The organism is Flavobacterium sp. (assembly GCF_965262375.1).
Classification (GTDB): Bacteria; Bacteroidota; Bacteroidia; order Flavobacteriales; family Flavobacteriaceae; genus Flavobacterium.
Window position 1 is genome coordinate 2,198,857 of sequence record NZ_OZ253527.1, and the last position, 16,085, is coordinate 2,214,941.

Consider the following 16,085-nt stretch of genomic DNA (forward strand, 5'->3'; position numbering starts at 1 on the left):
TTAAGTAGAATGACAAAAAAAATAAGCGATATTAATTGGGAGAAGTTACTTAAAGTTAATAGAGATTTCTTTTTTGATTTGTTTATTTTAAATGAAGAAGTAGCAATTTCTGATGAAGTAAAAATAAAATTCTACAGTTTAAAATATAATGATAATGGTCTTGATGATTCAGATTTTATAAATCATCTATATGAGGCTGCTGCACATTATGTCTTTGATGAAAAAGATATTAAAGAACTTATTGAGGATGGATACACACCTACTGATAAAGCATTAAGTTACTTTGGAGATATTGATCCTTTAACGGATGGAAGATATGGTGAGCTAATTTTATATTTATTTATTGAAGCGGTTTTGCAAGCACCTATGATAGTTCATAAAATTTCACAAACATATAATAATAATGATCAAGTAAAGGGTTCAGATGGGATTTTTATTGGTAATATAAATGGTCAAGCAACTTTATTATTAGGTGAATCAAAAATGAAGAATAACTTCTATGGATGTGCTGGAGAAGCTCTAGATTCACTAAAAAGGTATATAAATAATCCTCAATCAATTGATAGAGAATTAGAAGTTGCAAAAAAACATCTAAGTCGAGATCTAAATAATCTTGATGAAAATGATTTGGATCTTATTTACCAAAGTCTTAGAACAAAGCAAATTGAATTTCAGGAATATAAGATTTGTTACCCAGCTTTCTTAATGTATAAAGAAGGTAAAATCAAAGAAATAATTTCACAAAATATTCTAGAAATAGAAAAACAAGTTTTAATTTTTTTAAAATCAATGATAAAGCGAAGATCAAATTATATTAAAGCATCCTTATCTGAAATTAATAATATAACATTTGAATTTTTTATGATGCCTGTTGATGATGTTAGCTCTTTTAGAGAAGAGTGTTACGCAGTTTTTCATAATGGAAAAAAATTTGAAAGAAAAGAATAATGAGCAATTTAACTATTGAATCTGCCAAAAACCATCCTGTTTTCAATCAAGTTTTGAACGCATTGATAACTAATAGATTTTATTCAGAGTTGCAGATTGAAAAAGAAAAAGTCATAATTGAAAAAGATATACTTGACAAATCGATATGGTTAGCAAGTATTATTTCTACAAGTACTGAAGAGGAAGATAAATATTTAAGTTCTGTATTTGGAATTGCTCTCTTTCTTGAATATGATTCTCAAGAATACAGAAAAACGGCTTATATAATTTTATCTAGATCAGGTAATTTAATTGCATCTAGATTTTTTAAGGAATTAATGACAATTAATTCAATTACAGGAAATCTTTTGTTTAATATAAGTTTCGGGACAATAATGGATTTTGAATTAGGTTCAAAAATTGCATTAAACGAAATAGAGAGTGGAAATGGTAAAATTTTAGGTTCTGATTATCAAAAACATTTGTGGAATGTTTTAACAAAAACAAATTATAACACTGCAATATCAGCACCTACTTCAGCAGGAAAATCATTCATTATTCAAAACTATATTAGACAAACTTTTTTAAACAAGGATTCGTTTTATGTGGTTTATATTGTGCCAACTAGAGCTTTAATTTCTCAAGTATCTGAAGATTTTAAGAAAATATTAGGTAATGATGTTAGCATAAATACAGCTTTTATTGAAAAAGAAAATAGAGATAAAGGACAATTTACAAATAAAGAGATATTTATCTTAACACCAGAAAGAACTTTAAAATTAATGCAGTATTCTTATGAGAATGATTTCTCACCTGATTTAATTTTTATTGATGAAGTACAAAATATTGAAGATGATGGGAATAGAGGTTTTCTTTTTGAATATTTAATAAATGAGATTGAAACTTATTGGTTTAGATCAAGAAAGGTAATTGCAGGACCATTTTTAGATAATCCAGATGTATTGTTAAAATTAATGTTTAAAGAAGTTAGTGAAAATTTAAAAACAATGTTTTCGCCTGTCTTTCAGTTAAAAATATCATTTAAACCTAGCAAAAACAATAATTCAATAACTTCTAAGATATTTTTTCAAGAGAAATTGATAAATACTATTGAAGTTCCAATTGATTTTGATTATGGAAAAGATGTTGTGCAAAATAAACTTAAAACAACAGTTAAAATATTATTACGATTTGGAGATAAAAGCAAAAATATCATTTATCTACCTAAGGCTAATTATGTAGAAGATTTTGCAATCTATTTAGCAAAATCAAAAAACAATGATGATAAAAAATTTATTTTAAGTAATGAAATACTTGAATTAATTGATTTAATTAAAGAAGAGATACATTCAGATTATTATTTAATTGATACATTAAAGGTTAAGTCTGCATTTCATCATGGTAAGTTACCTGAGATTATTAGAGGTGAATTAGAATATCTTTTTGCAAATGGTTATCTTGATAATATTATATGTACTTCTACATTAGTAGAAGGAGTTAATTTACCTGCAGAAAAAGTTTTTATACCATACCCCAAAAAGGATGGAAACGATCTAAGTAAATTTGAATTTGGAAATATTGTTGGAAGAGCAGGAAGAATCAGAGACGCTCTTACAGGCACAATAATATGTTTAGAGAAAAATGATGAAGATTGGGCTGAAGAGTTTTTTGAAAACGAACCTGATAAAGAGATTACTCCTGCTATTAATAAAATTCTAAAGTATCCTATTAATGAATTAATTGCTGCTTTAAATCAACCATTAGATGCTAACAACAAAAAAAATGAATTTGGAGTTATTTTTTTAAAATTAAAATACCTCAAAGGAGAACAAAACCTTATTGATTATCTTAATAATAAAAATGTAGATGAAGATTCAATTAATTTGATAGTTGAAAATCTCTCTGAAAGGTTAAAAGGAATTAAAATCCCAAGTGAATTGGTAAAACTTAATCCAAGTATTGATCCAGAACTGCAAAATGAACTTTATTTAAAAATTAAAAATGAAGGAATTGAAAAATGGGTTTTTCACGATCATAAAAATTTTTACGCAAGATGGAAAAAAGAAATATTAATAACGAAGAGTCATGAGGAAAGCAATTTTTATGGTCAGTTGAAAAATATTTTATTTAAACTTGATGAAGTTTTCGATTTTAATAATGAAGCTTATTTTAAGCATGACATATCTAGATCATTATCTCAAATGGTTTTTTATGCGACATTATGGTTAGATAATAGAGGTTTTAAAGAGCTTATAATTAGAGAGATAAGTTTTAATGCAGACAAAAAAGGTATAATAGATAAAGAAAATAAAAATGATATAAATAAAACAATAAAAGAAGTTATTAAAGTTTACTCTTCAATTATAAGTTATGTTTTAGTAAAGTACACAAAGCTACTATCAGATATATTGAAATTTATTCTTAACGAAGAAGAATTAGAAAAGCATAAACTTAGTATTTCTTTACCAACTATGTTAGAATTAGGAACAAGTAATACTTTGGTTTTACTATTAATTTCTAAAGGTATTTCAAGATCAATCGCAATTAAAATATATAAATTAATTCCTGAAGAAGAAGCAGAAAATCCAATTGAATGGCTGTCAAAACAAAAGGAATTAAAAATTAAAAATATTTATAATAAGTATTTAAAAAGAAAAGGTTTTCTTTTGCTAGATAATAATGAATAAATAAAAAATAATCATTTAAGACTTTTAGAATTAAATTTTATCCATAAATATTTTTTAAATCTTTGCGAACTTAGAGAAAACCCTTGTGAACTCTGCGGTTAAAAACCTTTGTGAAACATTGTGCATTACTTTGTGTGACTTAGTATAACAAAAAATAAAACAATGAAAAAATTAGATTATTTAATAAAAAGGCAATTTCAACAAAGAGGATATATGGCTGGGCTTTCATTTACAATACAATTCACAGAAAATCAAAGCAAAATCCTCTTTGAAGATAAAAGTATATTGAAACATTATCTGGATGTTGTAGAAAATGCAGTTAAGAGCTTTCAAAATAGTCTTAAAGAAAAGTACAATAAGTATTTTGAAATTGTAATACATAACATACATTGGTTTCCCATCGATACATCTTCAGAACTTATGAATTATACAGTCATTAGAGCTTTATGCGACTATTTTTCGTTGGATTTTTATCAATTCCTGAGTGCTAATGAAGTTGAACAATTTTGTTTTTTAAATGAATTAAAGTTTGAACTTAATGAAAATAATTTTTTTCTTTTGAGATAAGTAACTATTTGGTTATATAATTGAATTACTGATATAGACTCCTCCTGACGTCGGAGTGACAAACTGAGAGGAATAACTTTGCGAACCTAGTGAAAACCTTTGTGTTCTTTGTGGTTAAAACTGCTAGGTGTGACAAACTAGGAGAAGGAACTTTGTAAAAACCTTTACGCCCTTTGCGGTTAAAAAAACAAGGATTGACAAACTAGATACAAAACCTTCGCAGTTAAGCAACCCCGTAACTCCACTCCGCAAAATAATTACGTACTTCTTTCGCAGCTTTGTACTTTGAAAATAGAAAGCCATGAACATTGCAGATTTAAAAGCACAAAACCTTATCCTCTTCGAAGTGATTGCGGGAAGCAAAGCCTTTGGATTAGATACACCTTCTTCAGATACGGATATCAAAGGCGTATTTTATTTGCCTAAAGATAAATTCTTTGGGTTAGAATATATTCCACAAATTAGTAACGAAACCAACGATATTGTGTACTATGAATTGGGCAGATTTGTGGAACTGTTGCTCAAAAACAATCCGAATATTCTTGAAATGCTAGCCACTCCAGAAGATTGTATTTTGTACAAACATCCTATTATGGAGTACTTACGGTTGGAAGATTTTTTGTCTAAATTGTGTAAAGATACTTTTGCAGGCTATGCCATGACGCAAATTAAAAAGGCACGCGGACTCAAAAAGAAAATCGTGAATCCGATGGATAAAGAACGGAAGTCGTTAATAGATTTTTGTTTTATTTTACAAGGGCATAGCACTATTGACCTAAAGCAATGGTTGATGTCAGAGAATTATTCTCAAGCACACTGTGGACTCATAAATATTCCGCATTCTCGAGGAATGTATGCGGTGTTTTATGACGCAAAGCAATCGCTGGGTTACAAAGGAATTGTTAAAAAAGAACTGTCCAATGAGGTTGCCTTATCTTCCATTCCCAAAGATGAAAAGGCAATAGGTTATTTGTATTGCAACCAAGACGGTTATTCGCAATATTGCAAAGAATACAAGGAATATTGGGATTGGATAGCAAAACGCAATGAAGAGCGATACAATGTGAATGTATCCCACGGGAAGAATTACGATAGCAAGAATATGATGCATACCGTTCGTTTGCTGCAATCGGCATTGCAAATTGCGCAATCAGGTACTATAAATATCCGAGTAAGTAATCGGGAGGAGTTGTTAAACATCAAAGCGGGCAACATGGAATATGAAGCTTTAATGCAAAAAGCCGAGCAATTGATAGCTGCTGTTGAAATGACTTATCCTTTGGCTCAACTCCCAGAGGCGCCCAATAAAATTAGGGGCGAATCTGTTTTGGTACACATGAGAAAGGAGTTATATGATTTATAAAAAAAACTGATAGAAATAAAAAATAATATTTCTATCAGTTGCATTTTATAGTACCACAAGGACTAAAGTACTTCGTTCTAAATATTTTAGCCAGTTTTTTTCTGTATGCGGAGGTTTATTTCTTAACTACTTTTTGTCCCACACGTTGCGGAGGGGCAGATAAGCCTTTTAATAAACCGTTGTAAATATGACTCAAATCATCTGGTTTTAAGCCATTGTTAGAGTGACATAAAAAGCACGACCCCTGGTAATTATATTCTTCCCCATTTTGAATATAGGTTTCCATCGTAGAGTTCGCCAGTTGGCTCGTTCCTATGGCTACTCCAGCTATTTTTAAGGAATCAATACTAGGATTGTAGCTATTACCATTGGGAGCAGTGCCATTTGCAGTCCAGGTAGCTCCGATAAATAAATAGTTTTTACGAACATCTTTACCCTTAAGTCTGGAAAGTACGGCATTGTTAATGGCTAAGATTTCACTATTTGCAGCCGCTACAGATTTATCTTCTGGATTAGGAGGTGTATTTATTGCACTGCCCCAAGGTTTAGTTCTAACAGTATTGCTTGGCGTAATTTTATAGCCTTCTTTCGCTTTTATAGAATCTCCTGAGAATGTCATGTGCGACTGATTAGGGTCATCACTTAGGTTCGTATTAAATAACCAATTATTACCTGTATCTGCAGGTACATTCTTCACTTTATCGTCTTTGGTTAAGTAAGAATAGGCAGCATTTGGTGTATTTTTTTGATGTTCAAAAGTAGCCCAAACCATTTCTGGATGTCCATTGGTACTTCCTACGATATGCATCCCCACAAGCGCTAACTTGGTTTGTCTTTCGCCTTTAATAATCCATAATTTGTCGCTCACCTTGTTATACACAGGCACCATGGCATCTATTGTCACAAAATCTTCTTGATTTTTTACTTTAGAAACATCTACCCATGAAGTTTTGATTTCAATAGCTAAAGTGTTCGGGTTTTTTAAAACCACGCCATTGTTTTTAGCAAAATTAAAAATACTGTCTCTTTCCGCTTTCGTAGTTGGAAAAGTGCTGCCTGACATTTTCTTTTGGTTTACGGCATTCAAAAATTCAGCATAAACATCATTGACCATTGAAATGTAATAGACTAATTCACCATTAGCATCCATTAGCACGTCATCGGTTGCTTGGCCTTCTTCCGTTACAATTCTACTGGTTTTATCCACATTTGCGTACGCTCGTAGTAACTGACCTTGCTTATGTGGAATTAATTCTCTTTTTCCGTTAACTTTTGGAGAAACAGTGTAAAATTCAGGCGATTCAAATACCGTTTGGTTTCCTTCTTTGGAAGTCATCCATAAAAACATACGTTCTGACCATTTGTAAAAGTCACAATTGTTGTCATGAACAAAGTCAACACTATTTGCGGGTGTTACGATGCCATTTTCGGTGTTTGTTCCTGATTTAAACCAAGAATCGAATTCCGCATCAGTTAATTCGCATATCGGTTTTACATCTTGTGGAAGTTTGTTGTACGTATCACGACAACTCATAAAAGATAGACTCGCAAGCGATAGAACCATCGCTTTGATTGGAAAGTTTTTTTTCATTGTAAATTTGATTGGTTAGTTAAGATTGAAAAATACTAAAAAAATATTAGCTTTTTGTTTTGTTTGTTTAAAATTATGATGCAAACTAATAAAATTATTGTTAATATCTCTGAATTTCTTGTGTATCTTTAATTTAACGGCAATAAAAAAGGGCTTACTGTTTAGAGTAGCCCTTAGTGAATTGAGAAATTTAGTTGTTTCCTTTTGTAAAAATTTTATCTAGTTTAACCAGAAGCTAAAATTGTAAATAAATGGGCATAACAGCTTCTGTTCCTTTAAAAAAGGAATATAATACAACAAAGGCTAAAGTAAGTGCAACATGATAAAATAACGGAAATCGAGCTTGTATCTTTACAAATTGTACACTCCAATTCTCGGGTACTAAATGAAACAAATAACCTATAGCAATCATAAGTATAGGATTTTTATAATTCATTAAAAAAGCATCGATGCCTTCTAGTGTAAATTGATTTGCAATTTGGTTTATAAACGTTAAAGAGGTTTCTAGGCTATCGGCCTTAAAGAAAATCCAACAAAAACAGACGAAATGAAAAGTGATACCCCCATAAATTAAATGAACAAGTCCACGAGGAAGGATTTGGTATTTGCCAAAGAGTTGAGTCCAATATTTATTTACAATTAAACCGAATCCGTGTAGCGCACCCCAGATGATAAAATTCCAACTGGCTCCATGCCAAAATCCACCGATAAGCATGGTTAAAAACAAATTGATATTGGTTCTTATTTTTCCACTTTTGTTGCCTCCTAAAGGGATGTATAAATAATCACGTAACCAAGTTGATAAGGAAATATGCCATTTTCGCCAAAACTCGGTAAGTGAAACACTTTGATAAGGCGAGGCAAAGTTAGATGGGATAGTTATCCCTAACCATTTTGAAATTCCGATAGCAACGTCACTATAACCACTAAAATCGCAATAAATCACAATGGCATAGCCATATAAAGCCATCAAACATTCAAAACCATTGTGTAATTGAGGACCATCAAAAATATAATCGACAAGATTTAGAGTGATATAATCTGAAATGATTAGTTTTTTTATTAAACCACTTAAAATTAAATAAAACCCTTTAGAAAAATCTTCCGCACTTACATGATATTCTTTTTTTAACTGAGGAATAAAATCTTTAGCTCTAACTATAGGTCCCATGACTAACTTGGGAAAGAAAGATAAGAAAAGCACATAATTAGCTATGTTTTTTTCGGGTTTAATTTCGCCTTTATACACATCAACGGCGTAACTAATATTTTCGAAAGTATAAAACGAAATACCTATGGGAAGTAAAATATGTACTGGATCTATTTGTGCTAAATGGAAATCATTAAGCAGGCTAATAAAAAAGTTAGTGTATTTAAAATAAAAAAGTAAACTCAAATTAAAAAGGATACAGAAAATAAGCAGGGCTTTTTTGAGTCTTTTTTTAGTATGAAATTTATAGATAAAAATGGAGAGCCAATAATCTACTAGGGCAGCGATAATAACCAAACCTACAAAATTGCCACTGGCTTTATAAAAAAAATACAATGAGAAAAAACTTAGAATATAAGCGCGGTCTAAATAGCTTTTGCGAAATAAAAAATAGAAAAGTATAAAGACTAAAAAGAAATACACAAAAAAGCCACTGTTGAAAAGCAATGGATTTTTTGGGTCATAAAAAAGTTGGTCGATTAATCGGTTTAAATCGATATTAAGCATTAGATTTTTCTTTTACGTGAACAGTTTTTAGTTTTTTTTGAAGTTGATTTCTTTTGGAATCAATGGCTTTTTTGAATTCATCTAGTAAGGCTTTAGTAATAATTTGAGCTACTACTTTAGCACCTCGGTGGTTAAAATGGATGTAATCTTTATTAGCTAATTTAGGTATCGTATCACACCATTTTTTCATAGTTCCTTTGCCTCCCATGGAAGATAACAAATTGTAAAAAGGCATTTTGTTTTCAAAAGCTAATCGCGCTTGTACTTTTACTAAACTATCAATGCCAATAGCGGATTCCCATACTCCGTCATAATTAAAGGCACGGTCTGAACAACTAAAAACCAAATATTCTGGATTGGGCATTTGGGTTTTGAATTTTTGCAAAACGGGAGTCATAATTTTATGATAGTAGTCATAATTGGTGTCTTTTGCTCTAAACATCATATTCACCCCATATTGAAAAACGACTAAATCATAATAATTTTCTTCATTTAGTTTTTGGAGCAATTCATTTTGTATCGATTTTAGTTCTACCCCTGTAATTCCTCGAAATGATAAATTATCGACAACGATACCGCTTTCTGGTTCAAAACTGACTCCATAAACAGGAGTACTAGGGAATTTTCCAGAGAAAGCAATGCTGTTTGAAGTTGATTTGTCTAATAAAATTCTATTGAAATGGTTTGTTGCAGTATGAGTAATTTCTTTACCATTTTGTACAATTGAAATCGGGTTTCCTTTTCCATAGAGCAACCATTTCTCTACGATTTGAGTAGAATCTTTTTGAATACGATCTTTAAGAAAAACATTCAAATTAGGACTAAAATAAGAGTAACCCGACAAAAACACGCCATTTTCTACATTTTTTTTGAAATGATTGGGCGTGAAATTACCCTTAAGCGTGGTTGCAGCTGTAGCACGCAAATCAGACGAAACGCATTGTAAGGGTAAAAAACCAACTCCTTTTTGATTTCCAAAATAACTTTGGAGCATTTTTCGAATATCTTGAGTAATTAGATCGCCTTCTATCTGACTATCGCCTAACCAAGCAATTCTAATTTTGGTTTTTTTATTTTGTGATAAATCAAATAGTTTTTGAGCTAATTTTTGCCAGGCTAAGCTTTGCTTTTCCCCGTCAAAATCAATTATCGCATTTGAGTCCGTATAGTTTTCAAATTTTTCAAATGTCGAAAAGATTTGTTTCGGTTTAGGAGTAAAAGTATTTTTAGCTAACTGTTGTGGTTGTTGGGTAACAGGACTTTGAGTCGTAATATCAGCAAAAAGGGCAACATTTTTGAATGAAGGTACGTAAACAGCGACTTCATTGGCAAAAAAAGAAAGCGTAAAGTAGGTAATCGCCACTGTAATTACATAGGTAATTACTTTATGATTATGGTTCATTTAATGTTTGTCAGAATTTGAACGCAAAAGTATTAAAAAAAGGTATTCTGATGTTTTTTTGAAGATTTTTTTCTTGTTTTTAAATGGAATAGCTATAAAAGTAAACCTATTACCATTTGAACTAAAAAAATACTGGATTAAATAGTGATGTCATAAAATGTAGAAGTTCTCGATACGTTTTTTCCATTTCATTTCAAAAACTCGAACCGACGGTGATCATTAAAAATGCTATCATCGTCAGCTCGAGTGCGAAGCGTATCGAGAGCTTTTATAAATTTTAGTTGCTTTACAGGTGCATTCTTCTTGATGTTATAATAAAAATAAGGCAAGCAGCGCTGCTAAGGCAGGTAGGGTTTGTACGTACAATATTCGTTTAGAAACACTACGAGCTCCATACAAGCCAGCAATTGCAATGCAGGTTAAGAAAAAACTGGCTACATTTTTTGCCCAATCGGGATTTGAGATGAGCAATGACCATAGTAAGCCCGCAGCTAAAAAACCGTTGTACAAACCTTGATTTGCAGCCATGGCACGAGTAGGTTCAAACAAATGCGCGGGGAAATTTCGAAATACTTTTTTTGCATGGGTAGTCCAAGCAAACATTTCTAACCATAAAATGTACAAATGTAATAGGGCTATGCCTAGAATTAAGGTTGTGGCAATATAATTCATATTAATCTCTTTCTTCAAATGGGGTTACTATTCCTTTCTCTAAATACTGTTTTAATTGCTTGAGTAAACTACCCCAGCAAAAGTTTGCAATTCGATATTCTTGCGAATATGCTTGCCAATCTTTATGATAAAAAGCAACTTTCGTAAAATTAGGTCGCTCTTCTTTTAAAATAAAACCAAAACTGGTAGGAAGCCAATCTTCAGAGGCTTTTATCATTTTGAATTCGATGGCTTCATTATGTGTTAAAAGTGTAATTTCGGCTCGCCAGTTGTATTCTTCTGTGAAAAATAAATGATAAACAGCCCCGATTTCACATTTGCCCGTGCATTTTTGCGTCCACCAATCATTCAGTCCATAAGGTGTTGATACAGCATCAAATATGGTTTCAGCTGGTGCTGCGATCCAAAAATCATGATAAATAGTTGCCATAACATTTTAATTATCTATTATTTCTTTATAGGATGTACTACGGGTTCTCCGTTGCAATTTGGACAAACCTTTTTTAATTCTGTATAGCACTCCTTGTAATATGTTCATTCGTAGCGGCATATATAGGCTTCAGATTGTTTATGAAGTTCTTTAAGGCAACGCTCACATTGTTTTCTCATTTTCCAAAGCTTTTGTTTTAATAGCTATAATGAAATTTGAATTGTATAGATTAATGATGTCCTCTGCCGTGTCCACGACCGTGTCCATGACCATGTTCATGATGTTCGTCTTCAATATTGATAATTTCAATAGAGCGATGTTTTATTTTTTTAGGTTTTTTATAACGCACAAGATGGTCAGCATTGTATCGGTAAGGGCGATCCCCAGCAAAATCCAGTTCTACTTGAGCACTTCGTCCTAAATTTAAATGGAATAAAGTTGTAGGGAGATTGGCTCTTATTTCCCAATTTCGACCACTAAGATAGATGTAGTTTCTAGCTTGTAAGTCATAATACACATTATGATCCGGGAAGTAAACATAACGTGTTTTAGCTCTATAACCATGGGCATGCGCCCAAGGAGGAGGTCCTTGTGCAATTATAGTTTCCATACCTATAAAAGATATAAAAAATAGCAATAGTATTCGACTCATGTTTTTCATAAATTTTTATTTTAAATGAATTCCTAATAGGTGTTAGATATGCTTGTTTAAACAAGCGAATCAGTTGGAGTTATGATTGTGGGTAATCGTAATTTATCATCCAATTGACCCCCAATTTATCGATAAACATCCCAAAATAAGCTCCCCAAAAAGTATCTTGGAGTGGCATAGTGATTTGTCCTTCTTCCGATAAATTTGTGTAAAGTGTATCGGCTTCGTCTTTTGATTTTGCGTTTATGGAAATTGAAATGTTGTTGCCAAACTGAACATCGCCACTTTGGGTGTTGCTATCACTTCCCATCAAGACGGTTGTTTCTCCTATAGGTAAGCACACATGCATCACACGATTAGCATCCGCGTCAGATAGTGGGGGAGTTGTTCCATCATTAGGCATATCGCTAAATTTTGAAAAAGTTAAAAACTCTCCGCCAAATGCTTTTTTATAAAGGTTAAAAGCGGCTTCACATTGTCCGTTAAAAATTAAGTAAGGGGTGACTGTTGCCATAGTTGTATTGGTTTAATTTTGTTCTACATATTTTTTAAAGTTATCTAAAATAGCTTGCCACCCTTGACGTTGTAAGCTTAAAGCATGAGTGGTTTCTGGTTCGAAAATTTCAGTAACTAAGGTTTGGTTCTCTAAAGTATTAAATTTAACGGTTACTTTTCTACCATCCGCTATTGTATAACTCAAGATGTTGGGACTTTCAATTTGTGTATAGGTGCCACTAAATTCAAAACTTACTGAATTGTCTTTTGCTGCCATCAAGGTTGCGAATTTTTCTCCCACAACTAATGGATTTTCTGATTTTGGACAATGCCAATCGTCAGACGCATGATTCCATTGCTGTATGTGTTGCGCTTGTGTAAAATAGTTCCATGTTTTTTCTATGGAAGCTTTAATATGGGTTCGCACAGTTAGGTTTTGCGTGGTAGGTTGTTCGGCAAGTTCTTTTACTTTTTCTAAGGCTTTAGGCATAGTCTGCATAAAAAAATCTTCGAAAGTTGTAATGGTTTGGGTGATTACTTTTAAGGTTGTTATGCCTTCTTTTTCAGATAAAAAGTACTGCTCTTGACAACCAGTCCATTGTTGAATAGTATCATCTATTGCTACTTCAATTCCGTTTCGTATCTCTGTTATATGTTCAAAGATCATGCATTCGAAAGGTGTTTTTTTGAATATTCTTGACGACATGCCGTTATTATTCGGGTCTAGGAAATGGATTTTATCGCCTTCCTGCCAGGATGAAATGGCGTTGCTACCTTCGCAAAAAGATGTTGTCCAATATTCATAATTGGGCTCGTCCCATAAGCTGTACCATACTTTTTCTTTTGTTGCTTGAATGCTAATTTCAAAGGTTAAGGTTTTCATGATTGTTTGTTTGTAAAAGTTAAATTTATAAAATAAAATAGATAGGAGCGGTAGGGAGCATGAAAATTATATCATTAAAACTTTTAATTAACACTTATTAAAAAAAAAAATATCAGTTAGCTTAAAACCTATTTTTAGAGTTGTACCTTGCTGCGGTTGTATTAAGGCAGGGGTATAGGTTTGAAAAAAAGAGAGACCTTAGTTAAAATTGAATTATAGTCGTAGGGTATAGGCTATAAAAAAAGCTGTCTCGAGACAGCTTTTATGGTTAATTATCTTCTAATTCAGATAAATCATCAATTTCTTCTTCATCATATTCATCTTCTTCTTCCTGTTCAAATTCGAAAAATGAAAAGACTGAACCTCCGTATTGTTTTGCAAAAGAAAAATTATCTTGATGCTCTAGAGAGGTATGCTTAGAATGTTCAATAATTAACATTCCGTCTGGATCTAATAAATTATTTTCAAAAATTAATTCAGCTATTTTTTCAAAATCTTTTTGCGATAAATCGTACGGTGGATCAGCAAAAATAATATCATAGGAACTTTTGTTTTTTTCTAAGAATTTAAAAACATCACTTTTAATAGGGGTAATGTCCATATCAAATTCTTTGGCTGTTTTTTTTATGAAATTAATACATCCAAAATCGGCATCAACACTCACAATCTGTGCCACACCACGGGAAGCAAATTCATAACTGATGTTTCCAGTGCCTGCAAACAAGTCTAAAATACTTAGACCACTAAAATTGAAATAATTATTTAAAATATTAAATAAGGCTTCTTTAGACATGTCAGTAGTAGGTCGTACGGGGAGATTTTTTGGAGCTATCAATCGTCTACCTTTAAATTTTCCTGATATTATTCGCATGCGTGTATGAGTATAAAATGTTTTAAATAATTTTCTTGAGTAATCATTTGATCAGAATTGTAGTGGTCTGTAAATAAAGCTACATTTCGGATGTACTTGTAGGCAATGCTAAAGAGTTCACTTTCTTGATGGATATTGCCTAAAAGTTTTACTTGTATAGTTTCAGGGTTAAATTTTAGTTGTTCGATAGCGAAAAGCAGATGGTAAATAAAATCTTGATCGCTAGTAAAATCAAATGTATTGAATAATATCATTTTTTGATTTTTTACAGCAATTAACTGAAAATGATGTTCCTCAATATGTACATATAGTTGTGGTTCGATACTGTTTTTAGCAAGTTCAATTATTTTTTTTACTAAAACAGTATGCGAATGTTTGAATATAAAGGTTTGATAGATGTCTAATAATGAGTTGTTAATTCCTACAAATGGGATGTAAACGGTATTCATTTCATTGTTAGAAATTTCATCATAAGCAACATAATCATTTTCATAAACTTTTACATTGTATTGTAAATAGGAAATTAATGACTTTTCGTCAAACAAAGCTTGTGGTACAAAACAATTCAATGTATTGTTGTGTAAAACAATAACATTATCAAACCCAGATTGCAGTACTGTACTCTGCTTAATCAAGTTTATAATTTCTGTTTCAGTATCTTTAAACGAATTAGTTTTGGTTAAGATATAACTACCAAAAGTCTCTATTTTATGATCTAAAGTATTGTATAAGCAAAATGATACTTCATGAAATGAAATTTGCAGTACTAGTTTTTTGTATTTTTTCTCCAGTATGTTTGGATGAGATGATTGCATTATCTATGAAATGTATTTAAGGCAAAACTACAATTTTTTAGTAAAATAATGCTTTCTAGGTAGTATTAAGAATGTTTAAAAAAATAAAAGTCCAGAAAAAATTCAAGACTTTTATTAAAACTTAGTTTATACCTACTCTTTTGTGTGTGATTTCTATTGCTTTTTTATTTTTGTAATCTATCCAAGATTGTCCTTTCATTTTTCGCATTGCTACGTCAAAATGCCTCATAACCCCTATGTTATATACGGCTTTTATTAAATTACTTAACTTTGTAGGGAAGGCTCGTAAGCTCATAGAAAAACCAGGAGTAACATATTTCATATAATGCCAATATCCTTCGGGCATATATAACATTTCACCATGTTTTAAGTTACATACCAATCCTTGAGCTTTAGCTAATGCAGGAAATTTTTCGAAATCCGGATTATCAAAATCTATATCTTCTCTTGAAATCAAGGCATGCGGAATTTTATATAGATATTTCGTTTGATCAGGAGCAAACAAAATACATTGTTTAACGCCGTGAAAATGGAAATGTAAGATATTTGAATAATCAATATCAAAATGCATAAAAACTTTAGAGTTTTCACCTCCAAAGAAAAGCATGGGTAATTGCTTAATTAGTTTTAGTCCTACGGAAGGCCACTTGAAGTCGTATTTTAAACTGGGCACTTCTTTCATTAAGTTGTAAAGAAATATTCGATAATTAGTAGGTTCTTTTAGCATTAAATCAATGTAATCACTCATTTTCATTTCTGCGTGAGCCTGATTAAAACCATCTTTGTGAGAAACAGGACGGTCATCATATAGAGGGACTATTTTTTGCCCCGCTATTTCCTTAATATATTGTAATTTCCACTTTTCATACGCTGGCCAGTCTGCTGTTAGTGTTTCCACAACTACTGGTTTTTGTGGTTTTACATAGTTGTTGTAAAATTCTTCTTTAGTGATTGATTTTACTCTTGGGATTTCAATTAAATTCAACTTCATAGAATACAAAACTGACTTTTAT

Annotated in this window: 15 protein-coding genes and 1 pseudogene; 4 read left to right on the forward strand and 12 right to left on the reverse strand. The window is 31.5% G+C overall.

All coding sequences use genetic code 11. The features are described 5' to 3' along the window. Positions 1-9 precede the first annotated feature (9 nt). The 4 genes from ACQY29_RS10275 (at position 10) to ACQY29_RS10290 (ending at position 5,544) form a co-directional block, all read left to right on the forward strand. Positions 10-948 carry a HamA C-terminal domain-containing protein gene (locus ACQY29_RS10275; protein WP_428225093.1) on the forward strand — a complete coding sequence of 313 codons (939 nt, stop codon included), beginning with the start codon at positions 10-12 and terminating at the stop codon, positions 946-948. Beyond that, entirely contained in the window at positions 948-3,614 is a 2,667-nt protein-coding gene (locus ACQY29_RS10280; protein ID WP_428225094.1) for a DEAD/DEAH box helicase, read from the forward strand. The genes ACQY29_RS10275 and ACQY29_RS10280 overlap by 1 nt, the downstream gene beginning before the upstream one ends. A gap of 162 nt (positions 3,615-3,776) precedes the next feature. After that, on the forward strand, positions 3,777-4,181 hold the full coding sequence (locus tag ACQY29_RS10285; RefSeq protein ID WP_428225095.1) for a hypothetical protein: 405 nt from the start codon (positions 3,777-3,779) through the stop codon (positions 4,179-4,181). A gap of 301 nt (positions 4,182-4,482) precedes the next feature. After that, positions 4,483-5,544 (forward strand): nucleotidyltransferase domain-containing protein, encoded by a 1,062-nt coding sequence (locus tag ACQY29_RS10290; RefSeq protein ID WP_428225096.1) that lies wholly within the window; start codon positions 4,483-4,485, stop codon positions 5,542-5,544. A gap of 115 nt (positions 5,545-5,659) precedes the next feature. Here the strand turns inward: ACQY29_RS10290 and ACQY29_RS10295 are convergent, their stop codons facing one another. From ACQY29_RS10295 to ACQY29_RS10350, 12 genes and pseudogenes are all read right to left on the reverse strand, one after another. Continuing rightward, on the reverse strand, positions 5,660-7,135 hold the full coding sequence (locus ACQY29_RS10295) for a hypothetical protein (protein WP_428225097.1): 1,476 nt from the start codon (positions 7,133-7,135) through the stop codon (positions 5,660-5,662). Positions 7,136-7,370: 235 nt separating this feature from the next. Further along, complete coding sequence (locus ACQY29_RS10300) at positions 7,371-8,531, reverse strand: MBOAT family O-acyltransferase (RefSeq protein ID WP_428225098.1); 1,161 nt, start codon at positions 8,529-8,531, stop codon at positions 7,371-7,373. Positions 8,532-8,844: 313 nt separating this feature from the next. Continuing rightward, on the reverse strand, positions 8,845-10,254 hold the full coding sequence (locus ACQY29_RS10305; RefSeq protein ID WP_428225099.1) for a hypothetical protein: 1,410 nt from the start codon (positions 10,252-10,254) through the stop codon (positions 8,845-8,847). 309 nt (positions 10,255-10,563) lie between these two features. Next, the gene (locus ACQY29_RS10310) at positions 10,564-10,926 is read right to left on the reverse strand and encodes a DUF1304 domain-containing protein (protein ID WP_428225100.1); all 363 of its coding nucleotides are present in this window, start codon (positions 10,924-10,926) and stop codon (positions 10,564-10,566) included. Position 10,927: 1 nt separating this feature from the next. Then, on the reverse strand, positions 10,928-11,356 hold the full coding sequence (locus ACQY29_RS10315; protein WP_428225101.1) for an SRPBCC family protein: 429 nt from the start codon (positions 11,354-11,356) through the stop codon (positions 10,928-10,930). A 17-nt stretch (positions 11,357-11,373) separates the two neighbouring features. Next, positions 11,374-11,535: pseudogene (locus tag ACQY29_RS10320) on the reverse strand (DUF1272 domain-containing protein). Between the two features lie 50 nt (positions 11,536-11,585). Continuing rightward, positions 11,586-12,008: a hypothetical protein gene (locus tag ACQY29_RS10325; protein ID WP_428225102.1), complete on the reverse strand. Its 423-nt coding sequence runs from the start codon at positions 12,006-12,008 to the stop codon at positions 11,586-11,588. A gap of 79 nt (positions 12,009-12,087) precedes the next feature. Beyond that, positions 12,088-12,522 carry a VOC family protein gene (locus tag ACQY29_RS10330; protein WP_428225103.1) on the reverse strand — a complete coding sequence of 145 codons (435 nt, stop codon included), beginning with the start codon at positions 12,520-12,522 and terminating at the stop codon, positions 12,088-12,090. Positions 12,523-12,534: 12 nt separating this feature from the next. Beyond that, on the reverse strand, positions 12,535-13,386 hold the full coding sequence (locus ACQY29_RS10335) for an SRPBCC domain-containing protein (RefSeq protein WP_428225104.1): 852 nt from the start codon (positions 13,384-13,386) through the stop codon (positions 12,535-12,537). 268 nt (positions 13,387-13,654) lie between these two features. Next, positions 13,655-14,257, reverse strand: coding sequence for a 16S rRNA (guanine(966)-N(2))-methyltransferase RsmD (gene rsmD / locus ACQY29_RS10340; RefSeq protein WP_428225105.1), 603 nt, complete (start codon positions 14,255-14,257; stop codon positions 13,655-13,657). Next, a complete protein-coding gene (locus tag ACQY29_RS10345; protein ID WP_428225106.1) occupies positions 14,248-15,072 on the reverse strand; it encodes a DUF3822 family protein in 825 nt (274 codons plus the stop codon). The genes rsmD and ACQY29_RS10345 overlap by 10 nt, the downstream gene beginning before the upstream one ends. Before the next feature lie 121 nt (positions 15,073-15,193). After that, complete coding sequence (locus ACQY29_RS10350; RefSeq protein WP_428225107.1) at positions 15,194-16,063, reverse strand: cupin-like domain-containing protein; 870 nt, start codon at positions 16,061-16,063, stop codon at positions 15,194-15,196. Positions 16,064-16,085 lie beyond the last annotated feature (22 nt).